The organism is Pseudomonas sp. TH49 (genome assembly GCF_016650625.1).
GTDB lineage: Bacteria > Pseudomonadota > Gammaproteobacteria > Pseudomonadales > Pseudomonadaceae > Aquipseudomonas > Aquipseudomonas fluorescens_H.
This window is the reverse complement of sequence record NZ_JAEKFL010000001.1, coordinates 481,793-501,941: the sequence shown is the minus strand read 5'-3', so window position 1 is coordinate 501,941 and position 20,149 is coordinate 481,793. Positions and strand designations below refer to the sequence as shown.

General features: G+C 59.1%; 16 protein-coding genes and 1 pseudogene. 7 read left to right on the top strand and 10 right to left on the bottom strand.

The features are described from left to right. Positions 1 to 3 precede the first annotated feature (3 nt). The 3 genes and pseudogenes from JFU48_RS02430 to JFU48_RS30435 form a co-directional block, all read right to left on the bottom strand. The gene (locus tag JFU48_RS02430) at positions 4 to 513 is read right to left on the bottom strand and encodes a DUF2165 family protein (RefSeq protein ID WP_003221807.1); all 510 of its coding nucleotides are present in this window, start codon (positions 511 to 513) and stop codon (positions 4 to 6) included. 149 nt (positions 514 to 662) lie between these two features. After that, the gene (locus tag JFU48_RS02425; protein WP_103485834.1) at positions 663 to 1,637 is read right to left on the bottom strand and encodes a 2-hydroxyacid dehydrogenase; all 975 of its coding nucleotides are present in this window, start codon (positions 1,635 to 1,637) and stop codon (positions 663 to 665) included. Positions 1,638 to 2,709: 1,072 nt separating this feature from the next. Next, a pseudogene (locus JFU48_RS30435) lies at positions 2,710 to 2,802 on the bottom strand (DUF6124 family protein); the annotation flags it as partial. A gap of 240 nt (positions 2,803 to 3,042) precedes the next feature. Between JFU48_RS30435 and JFU48_RS02420 the strand changes: the two are divergent. After that, positions 3,043 to 3,504: a hypothetical protein gene (locus JFU48_RS02420; protein ID WP_201135761.1), complete on the top strand. Its 462-nt coding sequence runs from the start codon at positions 3,043 to 3,045 to the stop codon at positions 3,502 to 3,504. Positions 3,505 to 3,617: 113 nt separating this feature from the next. Here JFU48_RS02420 and JFU48_RS02415 read toward each other — a convergent pair whose 3' ends face one another. Then, entirely contained in the window at positions 3,618 to 4,586 is a 969-nt protein-coding gene (locus tag JFU48_RS02415) for a LysR family transcriptional regulator (RefSeq protein ID WP_045122300.1), read from the bottom strand. 274 nt (positions 4,587 to 4,860) lie between these two features. On the opposite strand from JFU48_RS02415, the gene JFU48_RS02410 reads away from it, so the two are divergent. From JFU48_RS02410 to JFU48_RS02395, 4 genes are all read left to right on the top strand, one after another. Further along, positions 4,861 to 6,360, top strand: coding sequence for an efflux transporter outer membrane subunit (locus tag JFU48_RS02410; RefSeq protein WP_201135760.1), 1,500 nt, complete (start codon positions 4,861 to 4,863; stop codon positions 6,358 to 6,360). A gap of 171 nt (positions 6,361 to 6,531) precedes the next feature. After that, positions 6,532 to 8,724, top strand: a complete 2,193-nt coding sequence (locus JFU48_RS02405; RefSeq protein WP_201135759.1) for an FUSC family protein — start codon at positions 6,532 to 6,534, stop codon at positions 8,722 to 8,724. Next, a complete protein-coding gene (locus JFU48_RS02400) occupies positions 8,714 to 8,914 on the top strand; it encodes a DUF1656 domain-containing protein (RefSeq protein ID WP_003221811.1) in 201 nt (66 codons plus the stop codon). The genes JFU48_RS02405 and JFU48_RS02400 overlap by 11 nt, the downstream gene beginning before the upstream one ends. 10 nt (positions 8,915 to 8,924) lie before the next feature. Then, complete coding sequence (locus JFU48_RS02395) at positions 8,925 to 9,788, top strand: efflux RND transporter periplasmic adaptor subunit (protein WP_201135758.1); 864 nt, start codon at positions 8,925 to 8,927, stop codon at positions 9,786 to 9,788. 146 nt (positions 9,789 to 9,934) lie between these two features. Here JFU48_RS02395 and JFU48_RS02390 read toward each other — a convergent pair whose 3' ends face one another. Then, on the bottom strand, positions 9,935 to 10,333 hold the full coding sequence (locus JFU48_RS02390) for a DUF4440 domain-containing protein (RefSeq protein WP_201135757.1): 399 nt from the start codon (positions 10,331 to 10,333) through the stop codon (positions 9,935 to 9,937). Next, the gene (locus tag JFU48_RS02385) at positions 10,330 to 11,700 is read right to left on the bottom strand and encodes an MFS transporter (protein ID WP_201135756.1); all 1,371 of its coding nucleotides are present in this window, start codon (positions 11,698 to 11,700) and stop codon (positions 10,330 to 10,332) included. The genes JFU48_RS02390 and JFU48_RS02385 overlap by 4 nt, the downstream gene beginning before the upstream one ends. Positions 11,701 to 11,809: 109 nt before the next feature. On the opposite strand from JFU48_RS02385, the gene JFU48_RS02380 reads away from it, so the two are divergent. Further along, positions 11,810 to 12,718 carry a LysR family transcriptional regulator gene (locus JFU48_RS02380; protein WP_201135755.1) on the top strand — a complete coding sequence of 303 codons (909 nt, stop codon included), beginning with the start codon at positions 11,810 to 11,812 and terminating at the stop codon, positions 12,716 to 12,718. Positions 12,719 to 12,742: 24 nt separating this feature from the next. Here the strand turns inward: JFU48_RS02380 and JFU48_RS02375 are convergent, their stop codons facing one another. The 3 genes from JFU48_RS02375 to JFU48_RS02365 form a co-directional block, all read right to left on the bottom strand. Further along, positions 12,743 to 14,032: a hypothetical protein gene (locus JFU48_RS02375; protein ID WP_201135754.1), complete on the bottom strand. Its 1,290-nt coding sequence runs from the start codon at positions 14,030 to 14,032 to the stop codon at positions 12,743 to 12,745. Positions 14,033 to 14,268: 236 nt separating this feature from the next. Continuing rightward, on the bottom strand, positions 14,269 to 15,093 hold the full coding sequence (locus JFU48_RS02370) for an SDR family oxidoreductase (RefSeq protein WP_201135753.1): 825 nt from the start codon (positions 15,091 to 15,093) through the stop codon (positions 14,269 to 14,271). Positions 15,094 to 15,130: 37 nt separating this feature from the next. Beyond that, entirely contained in the window at positions 15,131 to 15,595 is a 465-nt protein-coding gene (locus JFU48_RS02365; protein WP_201135752.1) for a multidrug transporter, read from the bottom strand. Between the two features lie 183 nt (positions 15,596 to 15,778). On the opposite strand from JFU48_RS02365, the gene JFU48_RS02360 reads away from it, so the two are divergent. Next, a complete protein-coding gene (locus JFU48_RS02360; RefSeq protein WP_201135751.1) occupies positions 15,779 to 18,502 on the top strand; it encodes an RHS repeat domain-containing protein in 2,724 nt (907 codons plus the stop codon). A 109-nt stretch (positions 18,503 to 18,611) separates the two neighbouring features. Here the strand turns inward: JFU48_RS02360 and JFU48_RS02355 are convergent, their stop codons facing one another. Beyond that, positions 18,612 to 20,063, bottom strand: coding sequence for a mannose-1-phosphate guanylyltransferase/mannose-6-phosphate isomerase (locus JFU48_RS02355; RefSeq protein WP_103486486.1), 1,452 nt, complete (start codon positions 20,061 to 20,063; stop codon positions 18,612 to 18,614). Between the last annotated feature and the right edge of the window lie 86 nt (positions 20,064 to 20,149).

Below are 20,149 nucleotides of genomic sequence, written 5' to 3'. Positions count from 1 at the left end.
GTTTCAGCGCTCGACTCTTATGACGATATAAATCAGCAGTGGAAATATGACGTCGACAATGTGTCGGGCCCAGTCCTTGGCGTTCCAGGTTTGTGAAGTATCCATGTCAAACCATTCAACACCGATTACTTGCAGGCACAAGTAGTAGATAAACAGCGCGATCAATAAACCGATGATTGAAAACCGCTTTGCTTCGTGAAATTTTTCTTTCGAAGCATTTATGTTTTTCAACAGATGATAAGTGCCTAACAGGCAAAACGCGGTGTAGGTCACTTCCAGCGTGATAATGAGCCAGTAGATCCGGTGGTGAAGCATGGGGGAAGTGATCGCGCGATAGCGGATGCTGAGGTTGTGTTGGGTAGTGTCCATGCTCAGAACATGCCCGACATACTCATAGTTTGAAGCATAGTCAGTGAAGTTGCTGTACATCACCAGCAAGCCAAAAAAACTGATATAGCCCATCAGTATGACTTTGCTGAAGCGGATGATTTTATCCGTGGTCAGAGTGTTCAAGTGAGTGTTCTCCATGATATTTATCGAGAAGTCGACAAGTCAGGAGAGTTTATAGCGGGTGTTTTTATTTCGGTGCAGGGTTGAATTTCAAAACATGTGCGGGGAGAAACTTGTCGGGCAAGTATCTTTTGATACTTGCCCGATGTTTTTTAACCGCGCCAGACCTGTGGGTTCACCAGATCCTGTGGACGCTCGCCGAGCAAAGCGCTGCGCAAGTTGGCCATTGCGCGATTGGCCATGGCTTCGCGGGTTTCATTCGTAGCGGAGCCGATGTGCGGCAATGTCACTGCGTTTTTCAACTGAAACAGCGGCGATTCGGCCAGCGGTTCTTTCTCGTAGACGTCCAGACCGGCGCCGCGGATGCGGTTGTTTTGCAGGGCTTCGATCAATGCCGGCTCGTCGACCACCGGGCCACGGGAGATGTTGACCAGGATCGCGTCCGGTTTCATCAGCGCCAGTTCGCGGTGGCTGATCAGGTGGCGGGTCTTGTCGCTGAGCGGTACTACCAGGCAGACGAAGTCGGCTTCGGCCAGCAGTTGGTCGAGGCTGCGAAACTGTGCGCCGAGTTGCTGTTCCAGCTCAGTCTTGCGACTGTTGCCGCTGTAGAGGATCGGCATGTTGAAGCCCAGGCGTCCGCGGCGGGCGACGGCGGCGCCGATGTTGCCCATGCCGACGATGCCCAGGGTCTTGCCGTGCACGTCGCAACCGAACAGCGGGGCGCCGACACTGGCCTGCCACTGGCCAGCCTTGGTCCAGGCGTCGAGTTCGGCGACGCGGCGGGCGCTGCTCATGATCAGGGCGAAGGCGAGGTCGGCGGTGCTTTCGGTGAGCACGTCCGGGGTGTTGGTGAGCATGATTCCGCGTTCATTGAAGTAGGCGAGGTCGTAGTTGTCGTAGCCGACCGACACGCTTGAGACCACTTCCAGTTTTGTCGCGGTTTCGAGTTGGGCCTTGCCGAGTTTGCGGCCGACGCCTATCAGGCCGTGGGCGTGGGGGAGGGCTTCGTTGAATTGGGCGTTGATGTCGCCGTTCTTGGGGTTGGGGACGATGACGTCGAATTCTTGTTGCAGGCGTTCGATCATGGGTGGGGTGATGCGGCTGAAGGCCAGGACTGTTTTTTTCATCGGGCTTGGGCTCGGCTGTCTTGATTGCCAAGCACGCTAACATTTCTGTTTTGGGTTGTCTTGGCGGCCTTTGGGCCGACCATGCTCTTGGGGTTTTGGGTGTTTATCCGTTGCTTCGGGGGTTGCGGCTGGCGGTTTCGCCCTTACGGCGAGTCACTTTGGCAAACGCCCCAAAGTAACCAAAAGTCTGGGCCCCGGCGTTCGGCCCTCGCTTAGGCTCGGGTTCCTTCGTTGCGGGATTCATCCGGGGGCATCGCCTCCGGTTTGCTTCGCTGCACCTCCTCTCGATGTGTTTGGCTGCGCCAAACGGTCGCTGCGCTCCCACCCCCGGATAAATCCCTCCACTCAGCCTGCCGATGGGGCCGGCACGGCAAGATCAAGAGCTTTCGGCGAGCTGACACTCGGCCATTTGAGTGGTGAAAAGCATGCGGTCTGTCTGGACTGCTTTGCTTTTCTGTGGGAGCTGGCTTGCCAGCGATGGCGGCCTGACAGCCGACCACTCTCCAACTGACCACACCCATTCCAACTGTGGGAGCGGGCTTGCTCGCGATGGCGGCCTGACAGCCGACCACTCTCCAACTGACCACACCCATTCCAACTGTAGGAGTGAGCCTGCTCGCGATGGCGGCCTGACAGCCGACCACTCTCCATCTGACCACACCCATTCCAACTGTAGGGGTGAGCCTGCTCGCGATGGCGGCCTATCAGCCGACCACTCTCCAATTGACCACACCCATTCCAACTGTAGGAGTGAGCCTGCTCGCGATGGCGGCCTATCAGCCGACCACTCTCCAATTGACCACACCCATTCCAACTGTAGGAGTGAGCCTGCTCGCGATGGCGGCCTGACAGCCGACCACTCTCCAAATGACCACACCCATTCCAACTGTGGGAACTGGCCTGCCAGCGATGGCGGCCTGACAGCCGACCACTCTCCACCTGACCACACCCATTCCAACTGTGGGAGCGGGCTTGCTCGCGAAAGCGGTGTGTCAGTCACCGCAAGTGTTGGATGTGCTGACGCTTTCGCGAGCAAGCCCGCTCCCACAATGGCTCAGTTGTGTGCCGCAGATTAGGTGATTTCCACATGATCCAGCACCCGATTCACTGCCAGTTCAGCCAGCATGATGATCTGCTGAATCGCCAGTATCGTCTGGCGCTGAGGTCAGGTGGCGACTCGCACTCCAACCAGACTCCCACTCATTCATAAGCCGCCAGTTCCACCTGATGCGGGCGCAGAGTTCTTGAGAGTTGTTCTTATAACAATAAGACTTTGTCCATCTCGCGGTTTATTTCTAATAGGTATACAAACCTGTTAATTCTGACAGGTGTCACGAAGGACTGATTACGGCAGTCTTCTGTTTCGTAATCTTGCGATGGTCAGTTGTTGATAAAGGAACTTTTTATGATAAATGAATTTTTTCTACCTTCAGAAGAACAAGAGGGCGTGGAGGGTACAGCAGATGTACTCGTTTATAGTCTTTTTCCATTCAATGGAAAGGTTGAAGCCTTCATCACGAATGATGAGGTCGTGGTTGTTATTGCAAAGCAGGATTTTGATACAAAACGATCCGCGGGCCTGCAGTGCCGGTTTAAGGCTGATATCCGTAATGGGGAGCATCCGTACAATGAGAAATTGGAGATGAGCATTATTTACATACTGAGCGAGAAGGTCCCGGGGGGGACAAGATCTAGACTGTATCCGGCTGTTTATAACAGTGGAACTGTAGATGTGAATTTCGACCTTGTTAAAGGTACGTTAGCGCTTGGATTTAAACTGAAAGTTCAAAACGATCCATCAGAGCCACGGTTGGATGCGAATGGTTCATTCAAAAAAGTCTCAGGTCTTAAGCATGTCAAGATGTAACAGATTTGTTTTTACCCAGTACAGGCTTTGCTGACTGCCATTGTCCAGAGGGACTTCCGCGTTGATCAATAGACGTGGAGGTTCCGTTCTGGACAGAGGCACTAGCGCCAGTTTCAGGTCGCCACCCGAGCACCCGCCAGGCTCCCACTCAATTCATAAGCCGCCAGTTCCGCCTGATGTGCCGCCAATATCTCTGGCAGCGACCCGCGCAAATACTCGACCCACGTCTTGATCTTCGCATCCAGGTATTGCCGCGACGGGTAGATCGCATACAGGTTGAGTTCCTGCGAGCGGTAGTTGGGCATGACGCGCACCAGCGTGCCGTTGCGCAGGCCTTCGATGGCGGCGTAGACCGGCAGGACGCCGACGCCCATGCCGCTGATGATTGCGGTTTTCATCGCGTCGGCGGAGTTCACCAGGAATGGCGAGCTGTTGATGGTGACCATTTCCTGGCCTTCGGGGCCGTCGAAGGCCCATTTTTCCAGGGGGATCACCGGGCTCACCAGACGCAGGCAGGCGTGGTTCAGCAGGTCGCTGGGTTTTTGCGCGCAGCCGTTGGCTTTCACGTAGGCCGGGGAGGCGCAGACGATGCTGTAGGTGATGCCCAGGCGCTGCGAGACGAAGCCCGAATCCGGTAGTTCGCGGGCCAACACGATGGACACGTCGTAGCCTTCGTCGAGCAGGTCCGGCACACGGTTGGCCATGGTCAGGTCGAAGGTCACGTCGGGGTGGGTCTTGCGGTAGCGGGCGATGGCGTCGATCACGAAGTGCTGGCCGATGCCGGTCATGGTGTGCACTTTCAACTGGCCGGCGGGGCGGGCGTGGGCTTCGCTGGCCTCGGCTTCGGCTTCTTCGACATAGGCCAGGATCTGCTCGCAGCGCAGCAGGTAGCGCTTGCCGGCCTCGGTCAGGGCGATGCGCCGGGTCGTGCGATTGAGCAGGCGGGTTTGCAGGTGGGCTTCCAGGTTGGAGACCGCGCGCGAGACGTTGGCCGTGGTGGTGTCGAGTTGCACGGCGGCGGCGGTGAAGCTGCCGGCTTCGGCCACACAACTGAAGGCGCGCATGTTTTGCAATGTGTCCATGGGGTGCTCTCAAGGGAGATGGCAAATTGTGACACGAAGTTTCAGGGGCTGAGACCCCCGACCAAGGGATTATCTCGTTAACGGTAACAAAGATTCACAGGAATCCCAGCTTATCGCCACCAAGGTGCCCACCTAGAATTGCGCCGTTGTGGGAGCGGGCTTGCTCGCGAAAGCGATTTCATCTTCAACGCGGCGTCTTCTGACAGAGCGCTTTCGCGAGCAAGCCCGCTTCCACAGGGCCTCGGTTCTTCCCCTTTTTCAGGAATTCGCAGCTGTGCCGCGTCGCATCAACAGAGCGCTTTTGCCGCTCAGTGTTCTGGCTTTTACCCTGGGTCTCAGCGGCTGCATCTCAACGCAAGGAATTGCCCCGCATAGCAAGGCATTGGAAGCCGATGCACTGGCCACTGACGACGCCATCGCCCACGCCGCCAAAGACGCCAACTGGCCCACCGCACAATGGTGGCAAGCCTACGGCGACCCGCAACTCAATCACTGGATCGACCTCGCCCTACAGGGCAGTCCGACCATGGCCATGGCCGCTGCTCGGGTGCGGCAGGCCAAGGCCATGGCCGGTGTCGCCGAGGCCGCCGAGTCGTTGCAGATCAATGGCGAGTCGACACTCAAACGCCACAACTGGCCGACTGACCCGTTCTACGGCCCGGGCGAGCTGTCCAACACCACCACCTGGGACAACAACGCCGCGCTCGGTTTCAGCTATGCCCTCGACCTCTGGGGCCGCGAAAGCAATGCCAGCGAACGCGCGGTGGATCTGGCGCACATGAGCGCCGCCGAAGCGCGGCTGGCGCAGCTGGAATTGCAGAACAACATCGTGCGCGCCTACATCGAACTGTCGCTGCATTACGCCCAGCGCGACATCGTCGCCGCGACGCTCAAGCAGCAACAGCAGATTCTCGAGCTGGCGCAGAAGCGCCTGAGCGGCGGAATCGGCACGCACTTCGAAGTCAGTCAGGCCGAAACGCCGCTGCCGGAAACCCATCGGCAACTCGATGCGTTGGACGAAGCAATCGCCCTCAGCCGCAACCAGATCGCCGCGCTGGCGGGCAAAGGCCCAGGCGCGGGTGCGCAGTTGCAGCGGCCGACGCTGGCGCTGGGAGCTGCATTGAAACTGCCGTCGGCATTGCCCGCCGAGTTGCTCGGTCAGCGCCCGGACGTGGTTGCCAGTCGCTGGCAAGTGGCGGCGCAGGCACGCGGGATCGATGTGGCGCACGCCGGTTTCTATCCCAACGTCGATCTGGTCGGCAGCCTCGGCTACATGGCGACCGGTGGCGGGGCGCTGGAGTTTTTGACTGGCAAGAAGCTCAACTACAACGTCGGCCCGGCGATCTCGCTGCCGATCTTCGACGGTGGGCGTTTGCGCAGCGAGTTGGGTGAAGCGTCCGCCGGTTATGACATCGCCGTGGCGCATTACAACCAGACCCTGGTCAATGCGCTGAAGAACATCTCCGACCAGTTGATCCGCCGCGAGTCGATGGACAAGCAGCAAGCCTTCGCCGCCGAGTCGGTGGCCACTGCGCAGAAGACTTACGACATCGCGATGATCGCTTATCAGCGTGGCCTTACCGACTACCTCAACGTGCTCAATGCGCAGACCTTGCTGTTCAAGCAACAGCAAGTGCAGCAGCAGGTGCAGGCGGCGCGGTTGAGTGCGCATGCGGAGTTGGTGACGGCGTTGGGTGGCGGCCTAGGGGCTGGCAATGACGTGCCCACTGCCGAGCAAACAGCAGCCCCGAAAACCCCGGCCCTCCTGCGGTGAACACAATCCCGACGGCATGCGCAAACCTGTGGCGAGGGAGCTTGCTCCCGCTGGGCTGCGCAGCAGCCCCAAAGATCTTGTGAGCGCTGCGCACTCAAGCGGGAGCAAGCTCCCTCGCCACAGGAATTGCGTGATCCACAGACTTTTTCTTCATTCATTGAGCAAGACCAAATGACTCCCTTGCCCGCACCTCTACGCTGGCTCTACTCCCTGGAATGGCGTCGGGGTTTGTTTGACTGGGCGCGCAGTGATGGCGTGACCTGGGTCTACATCTTCAAGGTATTGCTCGCCGCGTTCCTCACACTGTGGCTGGCGATGCGCCTGGAGTTGCCGCAGCCGCGTACGGCGATGATCACCGTGTTCATCGTCATGCAGCCACAGAGCGGCCATGTGTTCGCCAAGAGTTTCTATCGTTTCCTCGGCACCCTGGCCGGGTCGGCGATGATGGTTATGCTGATCTCGCTGTTCGCGCAGAACACCGAACTGTTCCTCGGTTCGCTGGCGATCTGGGTCGGTATCTGCTCGGCGGGTGCGGCGCGTTGCCGTAACTTTCGCGCCTACGGTTTTGTCCTCGCCGGCTACACCGCGGCGATGGTCGGGTTGCCCGCGCTGGCGCATCCGGACGGTGCGTTCATGGCCGCCGTCTGGCGGGTGCTGGAGATCTCGCTGGGGATTCTCTGCTCGACGGTAGTCAGCGCCGCGATCCTGCCGCAAACCGCCAGCGCGGCGATGCGCAACGCCCTGTATCAGCGCTTCGGCGTGTTCGCGTTGTTCGTCACCGATGGCCTGCGCGGACGCAGCAAAGCCGAGTCGTTCGAAGCGAGCAATGTGCGTTTCATTGCCGAAGCCGTGGGCCTCGAAGGGCTGCGCAGCGTGACCGTTTTCGAAGACCCGCACATGCGTCGGCGCAACGGGCGCCTCAGTCGTTTGAACAGCGAGTTCATGGGCATCACCACCCGCTTCAACGCCCTGCATCAGTTGCTGGAACGCTTGCGCGTGAACGACGAAGAACACGTGGTGGCGGCGATCAGACCGGGCCTGCAGGATCTGGCCGAAGTGCTCGACGGCTTCAGTGGCCGAGCCCTGACCAGTCCGGACGCCGCACGCCTGGCGACGGCACTTGCGACGTACAAGGAGGGCCTGCCGGCGCGGGTGCGCAGCCTGCGTGCAGCCTTTCAGGAGACTGATCCTAGCGACGCCGAGCAACTGGATTTTCACACCGCGTACGAACTGCTCTATCGCTTCGTCGATGACTTGCACAGTTATGCACAGACCCACGCCTCGCTGGCCGATCACCGCCACGAGCGTGAGCGCTGGGACGAGCCGTTCACCCCGCAAACCAACTGGTGGGCCGCGGCGGCCTCGGGGATTCGCGCCTCGTTCATCCTGATGGTGCTGGGCAGCTATTGGGTCGCCACCGCGTGGCCGAGCGGTGCGACCATGACCCTGATTGCTGCCGCGACCGTGGGCCTGTCCGCCGCCACGCCGAATCCGAAACGCATGGCTTTTCAAATGGCCTGCGGTACGTTTCTCGGAGCGCTGATCGGCTTCGTCGAGATGTTTTTCATCTTCCCGTGGATCGATGGTTTTCCGCTGCTGTGCGTGATGCTCGCGCCAGTGATCGTGCTCGGCTCGTTCCTCGCTTCGCGACCGCAATATGCAGGTGTGGGCTTGGGGTTGTTGATCTTCTTCAGCACCGGTTCGGTGCCGGACAACCTGACCATTTACAACCCCTACACCTTCATCAACGACTACATCGCCATGGTCATGGGCATGCTGGTCTGCGCCGCTGCTGGCGCAATCATTCTGCCGCCCAACAGCCGCTGGTTGTGGAAGCGCCTGGAGCAGGATCTGCGCGGCCAGGTTGTCTACGCGATCAGCGGCAAACTCAAGGGCCTGGCGTCGAGTTTCGAGAGTCGTACCCGCGATTTGCTGCATCAGGCTTATGGTCTCGCCGCCGGGCAGCCGACCGTGCAGAAGAACCTGCTGCGCTGGATGTTCGTGGTGCTCGAAGTCGGCCACGCGATCATCGAGTTGCGCAAGGAACAGGCGATCCTCCCGGTGCATCCGGCCTATGCCGAATCGCAGCCGTGGCGTCAGGCAATTCGCGTGATGGGCCGGGCGCTGGTGCGACTGTTTCTACAACCGAACCCGAGCAATCTGGAACGCGCACTGGTGGCGGTCGATCACGCAATCAGTCGGGTCGCCGCGACCGACGAGCCGTTCGCGCCGCACTTCGACACGTCCGCGTTACGCCGGGTGAAGAGCTATCTGCACTTCATCCGCACCTCGTTGCTCGACCCGCAATCACCACTCGCTGCCTATGCCGTCGCCAAGCCCGAAGGACTTGCCCATGCCTCGTGAAATCGCCTTCCACGGCGTGTACATGCCGACCATGACCCTGATGTTCTTTGTCGCTGCGGCGCTGGCCTGGGCGCTCGACCGGTTCCTCTCGGGGTTCGACCTGTACCGTTTTTTCTGGCACCCGGCGCTGCTGCGCCTGAGCCTGTTTACCTGTCTGTTCGGCGCGATGGCGCTGACTGTCTACCGTTGAGAACGTTCTGATGAAAAAGTTTTTCAGCCTGCTCGCGACCCTGCTGGTGCTGGCCCTGGCGCTGTGGATCGGCCGGACCCTGTGGGAGCACTACATGAATACCCCGTGGACCCGTGACGGCCGGGTACGGGCGGACATCATCAACGTCGCCGCCGACGTCACCGGGGAAGTGGTCGACGTACCGGTGCGCGACAACCAGTTGGTGAAGAAGGGTGACCTGCTGATGCAGATCGACCCCGAGCATTACCGTCTCGCGGTGAAGCAGGCGCAGTCGCTGGTGGCTTCGCGCAAGGCGACGTGGGAGATGCGCAAGGTCAACGCGCATCGCCGCGCCGACCTCGACAATCTGGTGATCTCCAAGGAAAACCGCGACGACGCGAGCAACATCGCCGACGCCGCGCAGGCCGACTATCAACACGCGCAAGCCCAACTGGAAGCCGCCGAACTCAACCTGAAACGCACCGAAGTGCGCGCGGCGGTGGACGGCTACGTGACCAACCTCAACGTGCATCGCGGCGACTACGCGCGCATCGGCGAAGCGAAAATGGCCGTGGTCGACATGAACTCGTTCTGGGTCTACGGCTTCTTCGAAGAGACCAAGCTGCCGCACGTGCGTGTGGGTGACAAAGCCGACATGCAACTGATGAGCGGCGAAGTCTTGAAGGGCCACGTGGAGAGTATTTCCCGCGGTATCTACGACCGCGACAACCCGGAAAGCCGCGAGCTGATCGCCGACGTGAACCCGACGTTCAACTGGGTACGACTGGCGCAGCGGGTGCCGGTGCGCATTCACATCGATGAAGTGCCGGAGGGTGTGTTGTTGGCGGCGGGGATTACCTGCACGGTGGTGGTGAAGCAGGACACAGGAGAGTAAACCTGTGGCGAGGGAGCTTGCTCCCGCTCGGCTGCGCAGCAGTCGTAAAAGCTGACTGCGCGGTGTGCCTGACAGGGTTGGGGGCAGGTATCGGGGCTGCTGCGCAGCCCAGCGGGAGCGAGCTCCCTCGCCACAAAGGGATCGCATCAGCCTTGGCAAAACGTCTCCTGCAAATGCCGCCACAGCACCCGCCCGGCCTCGGTCTTTTCAAACACCACCGTCGATCGGCGATCGGTGCGCAACCCGCTCGCATCACTCTGCTGCTCGCGATAACTCAGCGTCGCGCCATGCGCATGCAGCGCAATCCCGCGCAGCTCACTGAGCTCGATTCTGAAGCCGGTCTTCTTCCCGCCCGCCGACTGAAACAATGCGCGCAAGGCTTCGATATCCAGCGCCCGGCCCAGCGGCGTGACCATGGAAAAATCCGCCGAGAACCGGCTCAGCAAACGCGCAAGTTCCGCCGAATCCTGCTCTACGGCAAACCAGCGTTCGATGACCAGGTGGGCCTGGATCACTTCATCAAAATATTCGTTGTAGTCAATCATGTGGATTTTTCCTGAAGGGGAGGTGAGCTCAGCAGGGCGAGCACTTTGCTTGCATCGAAACGCAGCACGGCAGCCATCGGCAACAGCGTGAGCAGCGCGGCGGCGAGAAAGCAGTAGCGGAAACCGTTGCCGCCCAAAGCGCCCAAGAGCGAACTGAGCAGCGCCGCGCCGAGGCAGAAACCGAGCTGGCGATTGATGTTCCACAACGCACTGGAGTGGCCCATTTTTTCCGGCGCGATGCCGACAAACGCCAGGCTCTGCGCGGTCACGCTGCACAGGCTGCCGCCCAGACCCATCAAGGCATAGGCAATGATCAGCGGCGCAGCGGCGGGTTGTTCGACGCGCATCAGCAGGACAATCCCCAGGCACTGCAAAAGCATCCCGGCGATCAGCAACGGCTTGGGGCCGATGCGGTTGAAACTGCGTTTGCCGAGCATGATCGCCACACCCGAGGCGGCCGCCCAGGACAGCATCAGCGCACCGGTTTGCGCCGCGCCGAAACCGAGGTCGTGCAGGTACAACACGGCAATCATGTTGGTACCGGTAAACACCCCGGGCACGAACAGGTAGATCAGCATCGCCAGGCGCAGCGACGGACTGTTGATCAGTTGCAGGTCGAGCACCGCGTCGGGTTTGTGCCAGCCATCACGCAGGTACAGCCATAAGGTCAGGACGCCGAGCAGCAGCACCCCGGCGGCGAGGTGACGGGTAGCGGCGGCGCTCGCCAGGCTCACGGCAATCAACAACAGACTCAGGGTTGATACGGCCAGCAGCAGACCGAGTAGATCCAGCGTGGGGCGTTCAAGGGTGGCCTGATCCGCTTTCAACCAGAGCAGACCCAATCCGAAGGCCAGCAGCGCCATGGGCATGTTCAGGTAGAAAATCCAGCGCCATGACAACGCCTCGACGATCAGGCCGCCCGCCGCCGGCGACAGGGCCGGCACCAGCAGCGCGACCATCAGCACCACGCCGGTGAGTTGCGCGCGTTGTGTCGCTGGATACTGCCGATACGCCAAGGCCTGACCGATTGGCAACAGCAAGCCGCCACCGAGTCCTTGCAGCAGGCGCCAGCCGATCAGGCTTTCAATCGACCCGGCCTGGGCCACCAGACCGGAGGCGATGCCGAACACCAGCAACGAGCCGAGGATCAGCCGCCGCTCGCCCAGCCGCGCCGCCAGCCACACGCTCAGCGGAATGATCAGTGTCAGCCCGAGCATGTAGGCGTTGGTGATCCACGCCAGTTGCGTCACGGATGCCTGTAATTCCCGGGCGATGTCCGGGTAGGCAATGCTCGCTGCGAACATGTTCAGCAGGTCGAGGGCAAACCCGAACAGATACACCAGCGCGACTTTCGAGCGATAGGCCATGGCAGCTTCCCTGTGATGAGACGTGCAGGTTAGGGGGCTTCAGGCGTTAGGAAAACGCTGGTTTGCCTGCTAGTTTGTCAAAATATTTTTGACAAGGAGTGCGTGGGACATGGTCAGCCTGGACCGTTTTGACACTTTCAAAGCCGTGGTCGAGGCCGGCTCATTGACCGCGGCCGCCGATACTCTGGGCCAGACCCGGGCGGTGGTGAGCTTCAATCTCAAGCGTCTGGAAGAAGAACTGGGTGTCACCTTGCTCACCCGCAACACCCGGCAACTGGCCCTGACCGATGCCGGCGAGCGCTTCTATCGGCGCTGCCTGCGCACCCTCGACGAAGCACGACTGGCGATTGAGGAAGCGCGCTCCGAGCATTCGCAACTCAAGGGCACGTTGCGCATCACCACCACCGTGGAATTCGCCCTGGCCCAGGTGGTGCCGGCGCTGGAGGTGTTCCGTCAGCAACAGCCGCAACTGAACATTCATCTGTCGACGTCCTCGACCCATGCCGATCTGATCTCTGAACGCTTTGACATGGCGATTCGTCTGGGGCGCATGCACGACTCCAATCTGCGCGCGGTGCAGTTGTCGACGTTCGAGGTGTTTGCGGTGGCGGCGCCGCAGCTGGTCGAGCGCTTCGCGCCGGTTGCCACGCTGGCGACGCTGGAGTCGATGCCGACGCTGGGCCACGGCCGAGTCCCTGAGATGACCGTGACCGACCCGACCGGGACCGAGCATTTCTACCAGCCAAAACCAGGGACCACCGCCATCGTCGCCGACAATTCGGCGACGCTCAGGGCGTTTGCGCTGACCGGGCAAGGCGTGGCGATTTTGCCGCAATGGCTGATTCAGGAGGATCTGGCAGCCGGGCGACTGGTACGGTTGCTGGCCGATTACCGTTTTGCTCAGCAGGGTGTTTACGCGCTGTATCCGGATACCCGGCATTTGCCGCTGAAGGTGCGGGCGTTTATAGATTTCATGAAGGGCTGGGGGGTAACGGCTTTGGTGCAGACAGCGCGTTGAATAGCGCTGTCTGCCTGCCGAATATCAGCCTAAGTAGGCATCGATACGACCAAAACCACTCAGATGCGCATAGTTTAATGACAGAAGGATGCGATTGTCAGAGCCCTTGATTAACTGGAAGAGAGGTTTCTTATCCACATCTGAATCTTTCAGTTCTACATAACCAGACTCTCCGAAGCCCTCATCCGGTTTCCCATCAGGCAGGAGACGGGCCAGGTACGGGTTCTGATCACCTGACAACGCTACTAATTTGCCGTCCTCTTGGGTGTAGCCACAACGCCAGCGAATGCCAGTGGGCGAGCTATCGAGTTGTGTGAGCAGTGGCTCACCGTTATTGAAAAGTCGATGCGGTGTGCCATTGGGCGTCAACATGCTTAACAGTCCCTCGGCCGATGTTTCCCAATCGGCGCCACTCTGTCCGAAACAGGCCAGGCTGCCATCAGGTCCTTGACTCAGGTCGTTGAAACGGTTGCTCAGATTATTGACGCGTAGGGTAAACAGGCCCGGGGTTCGAATGTCGCCGAACCCGCGATCGGGGCTGCCGTCCGGATTCAGCCGCGCGACGTACGCAGTTTCCAGCCCTTGCAACAACGCGTTACCGGCGATCAGCAGTTTGTCACCTTGCAGCAGGCAGCTATTTACCGCCGTAAACGGGCTCGCAGCATCGACTGTGAACTTGAGGTGACCCGTGCCATTGAACTCGTTGTTCCATGAGCCATCGGCTTTGATGCTGTAAATACTTGCGCTGTAATGATCCGAAGCATCGGGGTTGGCGTAGTTCGCTGTAATGAACAAGGTGCCTTGGGAGTTGACTTGAATGCTCTCCGATGTAACTACGAACTTGCTGTTCTCAGCGTTTGGTATGATCCGACGACCCTTTTCGCCAAAGCTTTCATCGATACCGCCATTTTCATGAAAACGCGCAACGACCAACTCCCCCCAGCCATTGTCTGGTGAGAGAGTCCATCCCAATAAGAGTATTTTCCCATCGTCTAGTACGGTCACTTTTCCAGCGCCACAAGAGTGGCCATCGAGGAAACTGCCAACGTGAAAACCCAGTTCGGCAAATTTTTTGTCGAGGCGGCCATCGTCGTTCAAACGTATCAAGGCATAGACGTTAAGCTGGATTTTGGCGTCATAAAGGTCGGCACCAATAATTACTTTGCCATCTGAATGAGCCAGTCCATGGATCAGACGTGTGCCCTGAAGTTTTTCGGGAAAGTCGAGCTCGTACATTGATACGGAGCCATGCTTTCCGAAATCCGGATCTGCTTCACCGGGCCGCCGAGTTTTTTGTTTGTGCGAAGTGTTCATAGGTCACCCATCGATAAACGTTCATGGATTCAACCCTGTAATGGCGTTGAACAATTGAAAGAGTTCTCGATCTCTAGCGACCACGGTCGATCAGCGACGCCATTGTGCTCGGACAACCATTCTCCTTCTGGTCTGAATACTGTGACTTTGGGTGAGAACTGTACACTGTCAATGTTGACAGGTGCGGTATCGAAAAAAATATGCGTCAATTTGTTCGAGCACCCGCCAGCTCGGTATCAAAGCTTCCCGCGCAACCCGAACCGCTTCTTCAACGTCGATTCCAGCAACCCCTTCGGCAACAACGTCGCCAACAACGGCAACGCCCGACTGCCGTTACCAATGCGGATCAAGCGTGGCGGTGTGTCCCGCTGCACAGCCTTGAGCAGTTCAGCCGCAAACTCGGTAGCCGGGGTCGGCTTGTCCTGCGAGGCCTTGGCCCGCGCGCGAATCCCCTCTCGCAGCGGAAACCACGGCGACTGCTCGTTGATCAACTGCTCGGCTTCGTGCCCGGCATTCTTGGCGAAGCTCGACTGAATCGCCCCCGGCTGGACCTCCATCACGCGAATGCCGAACGGCGCCAGTTCCATGCGCAAGGCATCGCTCAGCGCATGCACCGCCGCTTTCGACGCACAGTAGGCGCCGGCGAATGGCGTGACCAGCACGCCCGAAACACTGCCGATGTTCACCACCAGCCCCTTGGCCCGGCGCAGCATCGGGAACAGTGCGCGAGTGACGCCGACAATCGAGAACACGTTGGTCTCGAACTGGCGCTGCATGGCCGGCACGCCGCCATCGAGCAGCGGCCCCATGGCGCCATAACCGGCGTTGTTGATCAGCACGTCGAGGCCGCCGTGTTGCTGGTTGATGCGTTCCGCGAGTTGTGCCAGCGCCACGCTGTCATTGACGTCCAGCGGGATCGCGGTGAACCCGGCGGCGGTCAGCGCCGCGACGTCTTCACTCTTGCGCGCAGTAGCCCAGACTTCGTAACCGGCGGCTTTGAAGGCGTCGGCGAGGGCGCGGCCAATGCCGCTGGAGCAACCGGTAATCAACGCAACGGGCATGGCGCATTCCTTGTGCAAAAAAGTGGGGGAGGGGGTATCAGTCGGAGAAACTGCCTTGCAAGCGCTCGGCGCGAAACTCCAGGGTTTGCGGGCGATAACCGGGACGCAGCGGTGGCATGGGCAGGCAGTCTTCCCAGTCGCCGCCGGCCTGCAGTTCGCCGGGACCGCGATAGCGCGGGGCGGTGTATTGGTTTTCGGCCAGATTGACCGTGTCACCGGGCGCGTAGGCTGCAATGCGCCAGCGCAGTTCGGTCAGCGGCACATCGTTGCCGTTTTTCATTTTCAGTTGCAGCGGTCGATCCGCCGGGCACTGTTCAGGCGCATAGACAATGCGCATCTCCAGACGCGCCAGTTGCTTGAGTTCGCGGTTGTCCAGCCACACCACCCAGACCGCGACCAATCCCAGACCAACGGCAGCCGCGACGGACACCGGCACGGCCTTGGCCGGATAGCGCAACAACAGGATCAGCCAGGTGATGACCAGCAAAACGCCGATGAACATGTTTGAACGCTCCTTGAACTCGTGAGCACCATCCTACCGAAGGGGCGCGGGAATGGATATTCGCCGAGCAAAGCGTGACGCCATTGGTCGGGACTGTAATTTCTGACAGTTGTTGAACATGCGTTGTGCCTGCTCAAATTCCGGAGGTTCGAACAACGCCGCTCGCACGGGGAGGGACTTTTCATGAGCTTGCACATCAATACGCCGAGGGTGTCTGTGTTCGACCCGCGCGGTTTGTTGGTTCGCACGGTCGACTATTGTCGAGCTATCGAGGACGGCCCTGTCGACCCCCGGATCAACCGCATCCTTCATGACCCGGCGGGGCATGCGGTTAAACAGTGGGATCCGCGGCTTTGGCTGTCGCAGGTCGGCGACCCGCTGACACCGGCCAATCTGACACGAGTGTTTACCTTGGGCGCTTCGGTGATTCGTTCGGACAGTGTCGATACCGGCACGCAAATCGAGTTGAAGGGGCTAGCCACGCAAACGGTATTCAGTTGGGACAGCCGTCAGACGCGACGCGACATTGAGTACGATGCCTTGCTTCGACCCGTTGCGATATTCGAACAAGGGGCAAGCGAGGCGCGGCGTTGCGGCGAGCGATTGACCTACGGTCATCCCGGCAGCGGCGATCTGGCGCAAAATCATTACGGTCAACTGATCCGTCATGATCACCCGGCCGGCAGCGTACTGTTCAACCGATTTGCAATTAGCGGCGAATGTACCGAGGACACCCGCCACTTCACTCAGGATCCGTTGGCACCTGACTGGCCTAAATCGGAGGCGGATCGTCAGCGGCTGCTGGAGCCAGGCGCCGGTGCGACATCGCGCTGGCGCCATGGTGCGCTGGGGGATGTGCTGGAACAGACGGATGCCCGAGAAAACCGGCATACATTCGCGCTGACCGTCGATGGCCACTTGCGCGAGCGCCGCTTGCAGTTGAAGGGGGAACCCGAGCAGACCCTGGTCAGGGACATCCACTACAACGCGCAAGGCAATGTCACGCAGGAAACCGCCGGCAACGGTGTACAAACCACCCGGACGTATAGCCCCGAAGACAATCGCCTGTTGGTTCAGCGGACTGAAGACGCTGATGGTCTTGTGCTGCAACATTTGAGTTATGGATACGACCGGGTAGGCAATGTCCTGAGTATCGAAGACAAGTCATTGCCGATCCGTTACTTCGCCAACCAGCGCATCGACCCGGTCAGTCGCTTTGTCTACGACAGTCTTTACCAGTTGACCAAGGCGTCCGGTTGGGAGTCCGGCGCAGCCAATCGTGGCCCGCAATCGATGGGCCGCATCGATCCGGGGGCGGTCAGCAACTATCAACAGACTTACGAATATGATCCCGGCGGCAACCTGTGCAACCTGATTCATGTCGGTGCACAAAGCCACGGGCGCAAACTGCAGCCGGCGCGTTATAGCAACCGCTCTTTGCCTTACGTGGACGTCATTCCCGGTGAGGCAGAAATCGAAGCTGCCTACGACCGCAGAGGCAACCTGCTGACGCTGGAGTCAGGGCGGGTACTGAACTGGAACCTGCGCAATCAACTGCAAACGGTCTGTCCGGTGGAGCGTGCCTCAGGTATCAATGATCATGAGGTCTATCTGTACGATGGTGGCAGCCAGCGGGTACGCAAGGTCCGCTCGTTGCGAACTGGCGTCCGAAGCCTGATTGCCGACGTACGCTATTTGCCCGGGCTGGAGTTGCGCACCGATAACGGTACCGGCGAACGGTTGCAGATCATCGTTACCGACAACGCTCGAGTACAGCATTGGGAGAGCCCGCCGCCTTCGGGAGTCAACAATCGATGGCGATACCAACATATCGATCACTTGGGTTCGGTTAGTCTGGAAACTGCCGGTGACGGTACGTTGATTGGTCGGGAGAAGTATCACCCGTTCGGTACCAGCGCTTGGCAGAACGGCGAACTCAGCTACAAATTCGTCCGTTATTCAGGCAAGGAGCGTGATGCGACCGGACTTGATTACTACGGACACCGCTACTACATCTCCTGGTTGCAAAAATGGAGCAGTCCGGACCCGGCGGGGGAAGTGGATGGTTTGAACCTGTACCGGATGGTCAGAAATAACCCCGGTACGTTGATCGATGCAGATGGACGCAGGCCGCAGCTTCCAGAGCAATCCGTTCCTCCAGGACCGCCAGCATTGCCCCCCCCGCCGCCACCTGTCTCAGGCATACCTCCCCCTTTACCGGGAGCAGCCTCTCGACCATTGACCACTAAAAAATGGGTCATTAAAGAAGATCCGGCATTGTATAAACAACAAGGGGGTGAATATCCTTATTATTCTTCATTCACAATTGCTCTTCAGAAGCTCAATATTGAGCACTACAGTTCTATTGACGATATAAAGCAGTTTGTAGATGTATGGCGGGAAGTTGGACGAAATATGACTCCTCCCGCCAGGAATATCGATAATGACAAAGCTTTGGAAGTTCAGGGTGTTTTAGGGAAAATAGATGAAGAATGGCCAAGTTATCATCGTGCGGATGTAAAGGAGCTTTTCCGAGGAGACACAACAGCCATATTGAATAGCTACCCATGGCTTGCCGAGTTTGTAGAGAGCGTCGGAGACGATGCTACAGAAAGCATACTGAATGTAAACATCCGCTCTCAGCTGATAATGTCAACATCCAAAGACCCAGGCATGGGCTACGTGTCCGGTAAATCCATAATGTGGCACTTTGAGGTGGAACCTGGACATGCAGGTGTTTCTGAGGGGTTGTATGCATCCGAGGGAGAAGTAACGTTTCCAATGTATAACAAAGTTAAAGTAGTTTCCGTGCAATACATTCCAAAAGGAAGGTCCTACATGGATAACACCGCACGATTCGGGACGGCACATAGATACGTGATAAAAGCAAGAATGTTACCCCGTTAATTATCAGAACAAGCGTTGGAGGAATGTGAACAGGCCAAAAAAGCCCCCGCCCAACCCACTGCGGATGGGGACGCAGCGGGCTGGACGGGGGCTTCTCATTGCGGGGTGATCACTGCGCGATGGTTTTCACCGACACGCCGCGTTCGATCGGGGTGGAACGACCGTAGATGTCCTCGAAACGCTCGATATCGTCTTCGCCGAGGTAGCTGCCCGATTGCACTTCGATGATTTCCAGCGGGATCTTGCCCGGGTTGCGCAGGCGGTGCACCGAGGCGATCGGGATGTAGGTCGACTGGTTTTCGCAGAGCAGGAACACGTTGTCATCGCAGGTCACTTCGGCGGTGCCGCTGACCACGATCCAGTGCTCGGCGCGGTGGTGGTGCATCTGCAGCGACAGGCACGCGCCCGGTTTGACCGAGATGTGCTTGACCTGGAAACGCCCGCCCATGTCCACCGAGTCGTAGGAACCCCACGGACGATAGACCTCGCAATGGTTCTGGGTTTCGCTACGGCCCTGCTCGTTGAGGGTGTTGACCATCTGCTTGACGCCCTGAACCTTGTCCTTGTGCGCGATCATCATCGCGTCCTTGGTCTCGACCACGACGATGTTTTCCAGACCGATCACCGACACCAGTTTGCCGTTGCCGTGGATCATGCAGTTTTTGCTGTCCTGGATCACCACGTCGCCTTTGCTGACGTTGCCGTTGGCATCCTTCTCGTTGACTTCCCACAGCGACGACCAGCAACCGACATCGCTCCAGCCGGCGCTCAGCGGCACCACGCAGGCGCGCTGGGTTTTTTCCATGACGGAGTAGTCGATGGAATTGTCCGGGCAGCAAGCGAAGGTGGCTTCGTCCAGGGTGACGGTGTCGGCGTCCTGCAGGCTGCGCTCGAGGGTCAGCAGGCAGGTGTCGTAGATGTCCGGATCGTGCTTTTTCAGCTCTTCGAGGAAGCGGCTGGCGCGGAACAGGAACATGCCGCTGTTCCAGTAGTAGCCGCCGGATTCGACGTATTCGGTGGCGCGTTTGACGTCAGGTTTTTCGACGAAGTGCGAGACACGGCTGACGCCTTCCGGCAGCAGCGAATCGCCGGTGGATTTGATGTAGCCGTAACCGGTTTCCGGTTTGGTCGCCGGCACGCCGAACAGCACCATTTCGCCGTTTTCGGCGGCGACGGTGGCCAGGGCCAATGCGCGTTGCAGGGCTTTCTGGTCTTCCAGCACGTGGTCGGCCGGCAGCACCAGCATCAGTTCGTCACGCCCTTCGTTGACCAGCATCATCGCGGTCAGCGCCACGGCTGGCGCGGTGTTGCGGCCGAACGGCTCCATCAGGATGCGCTGGCATTCGAGGTTCCGGTTGGCCAACTGTTCGTTGACGATGAAGCGGTGATCCTTGTTGCAGACCACGATGGGTGTGTCCATGCCTTCGAACACCAGACGCTCCAGGGTTTGCTGGAACAGTGTGTGTTCACCGGTCAGGGCGAGGAATTGTTTAGGGAATTGCTTGCGCGAAAGCGGCCAAAGACGTGAACCGCTACCACCTGACAAGATCACCGGAATCATATTGTTTACTCCATAAAATCGATTGGTTAGAGGCACGAACGCTGTGTCGTTTCACTCTTGTTTTTGTCTCGTATCCGAACTGACAA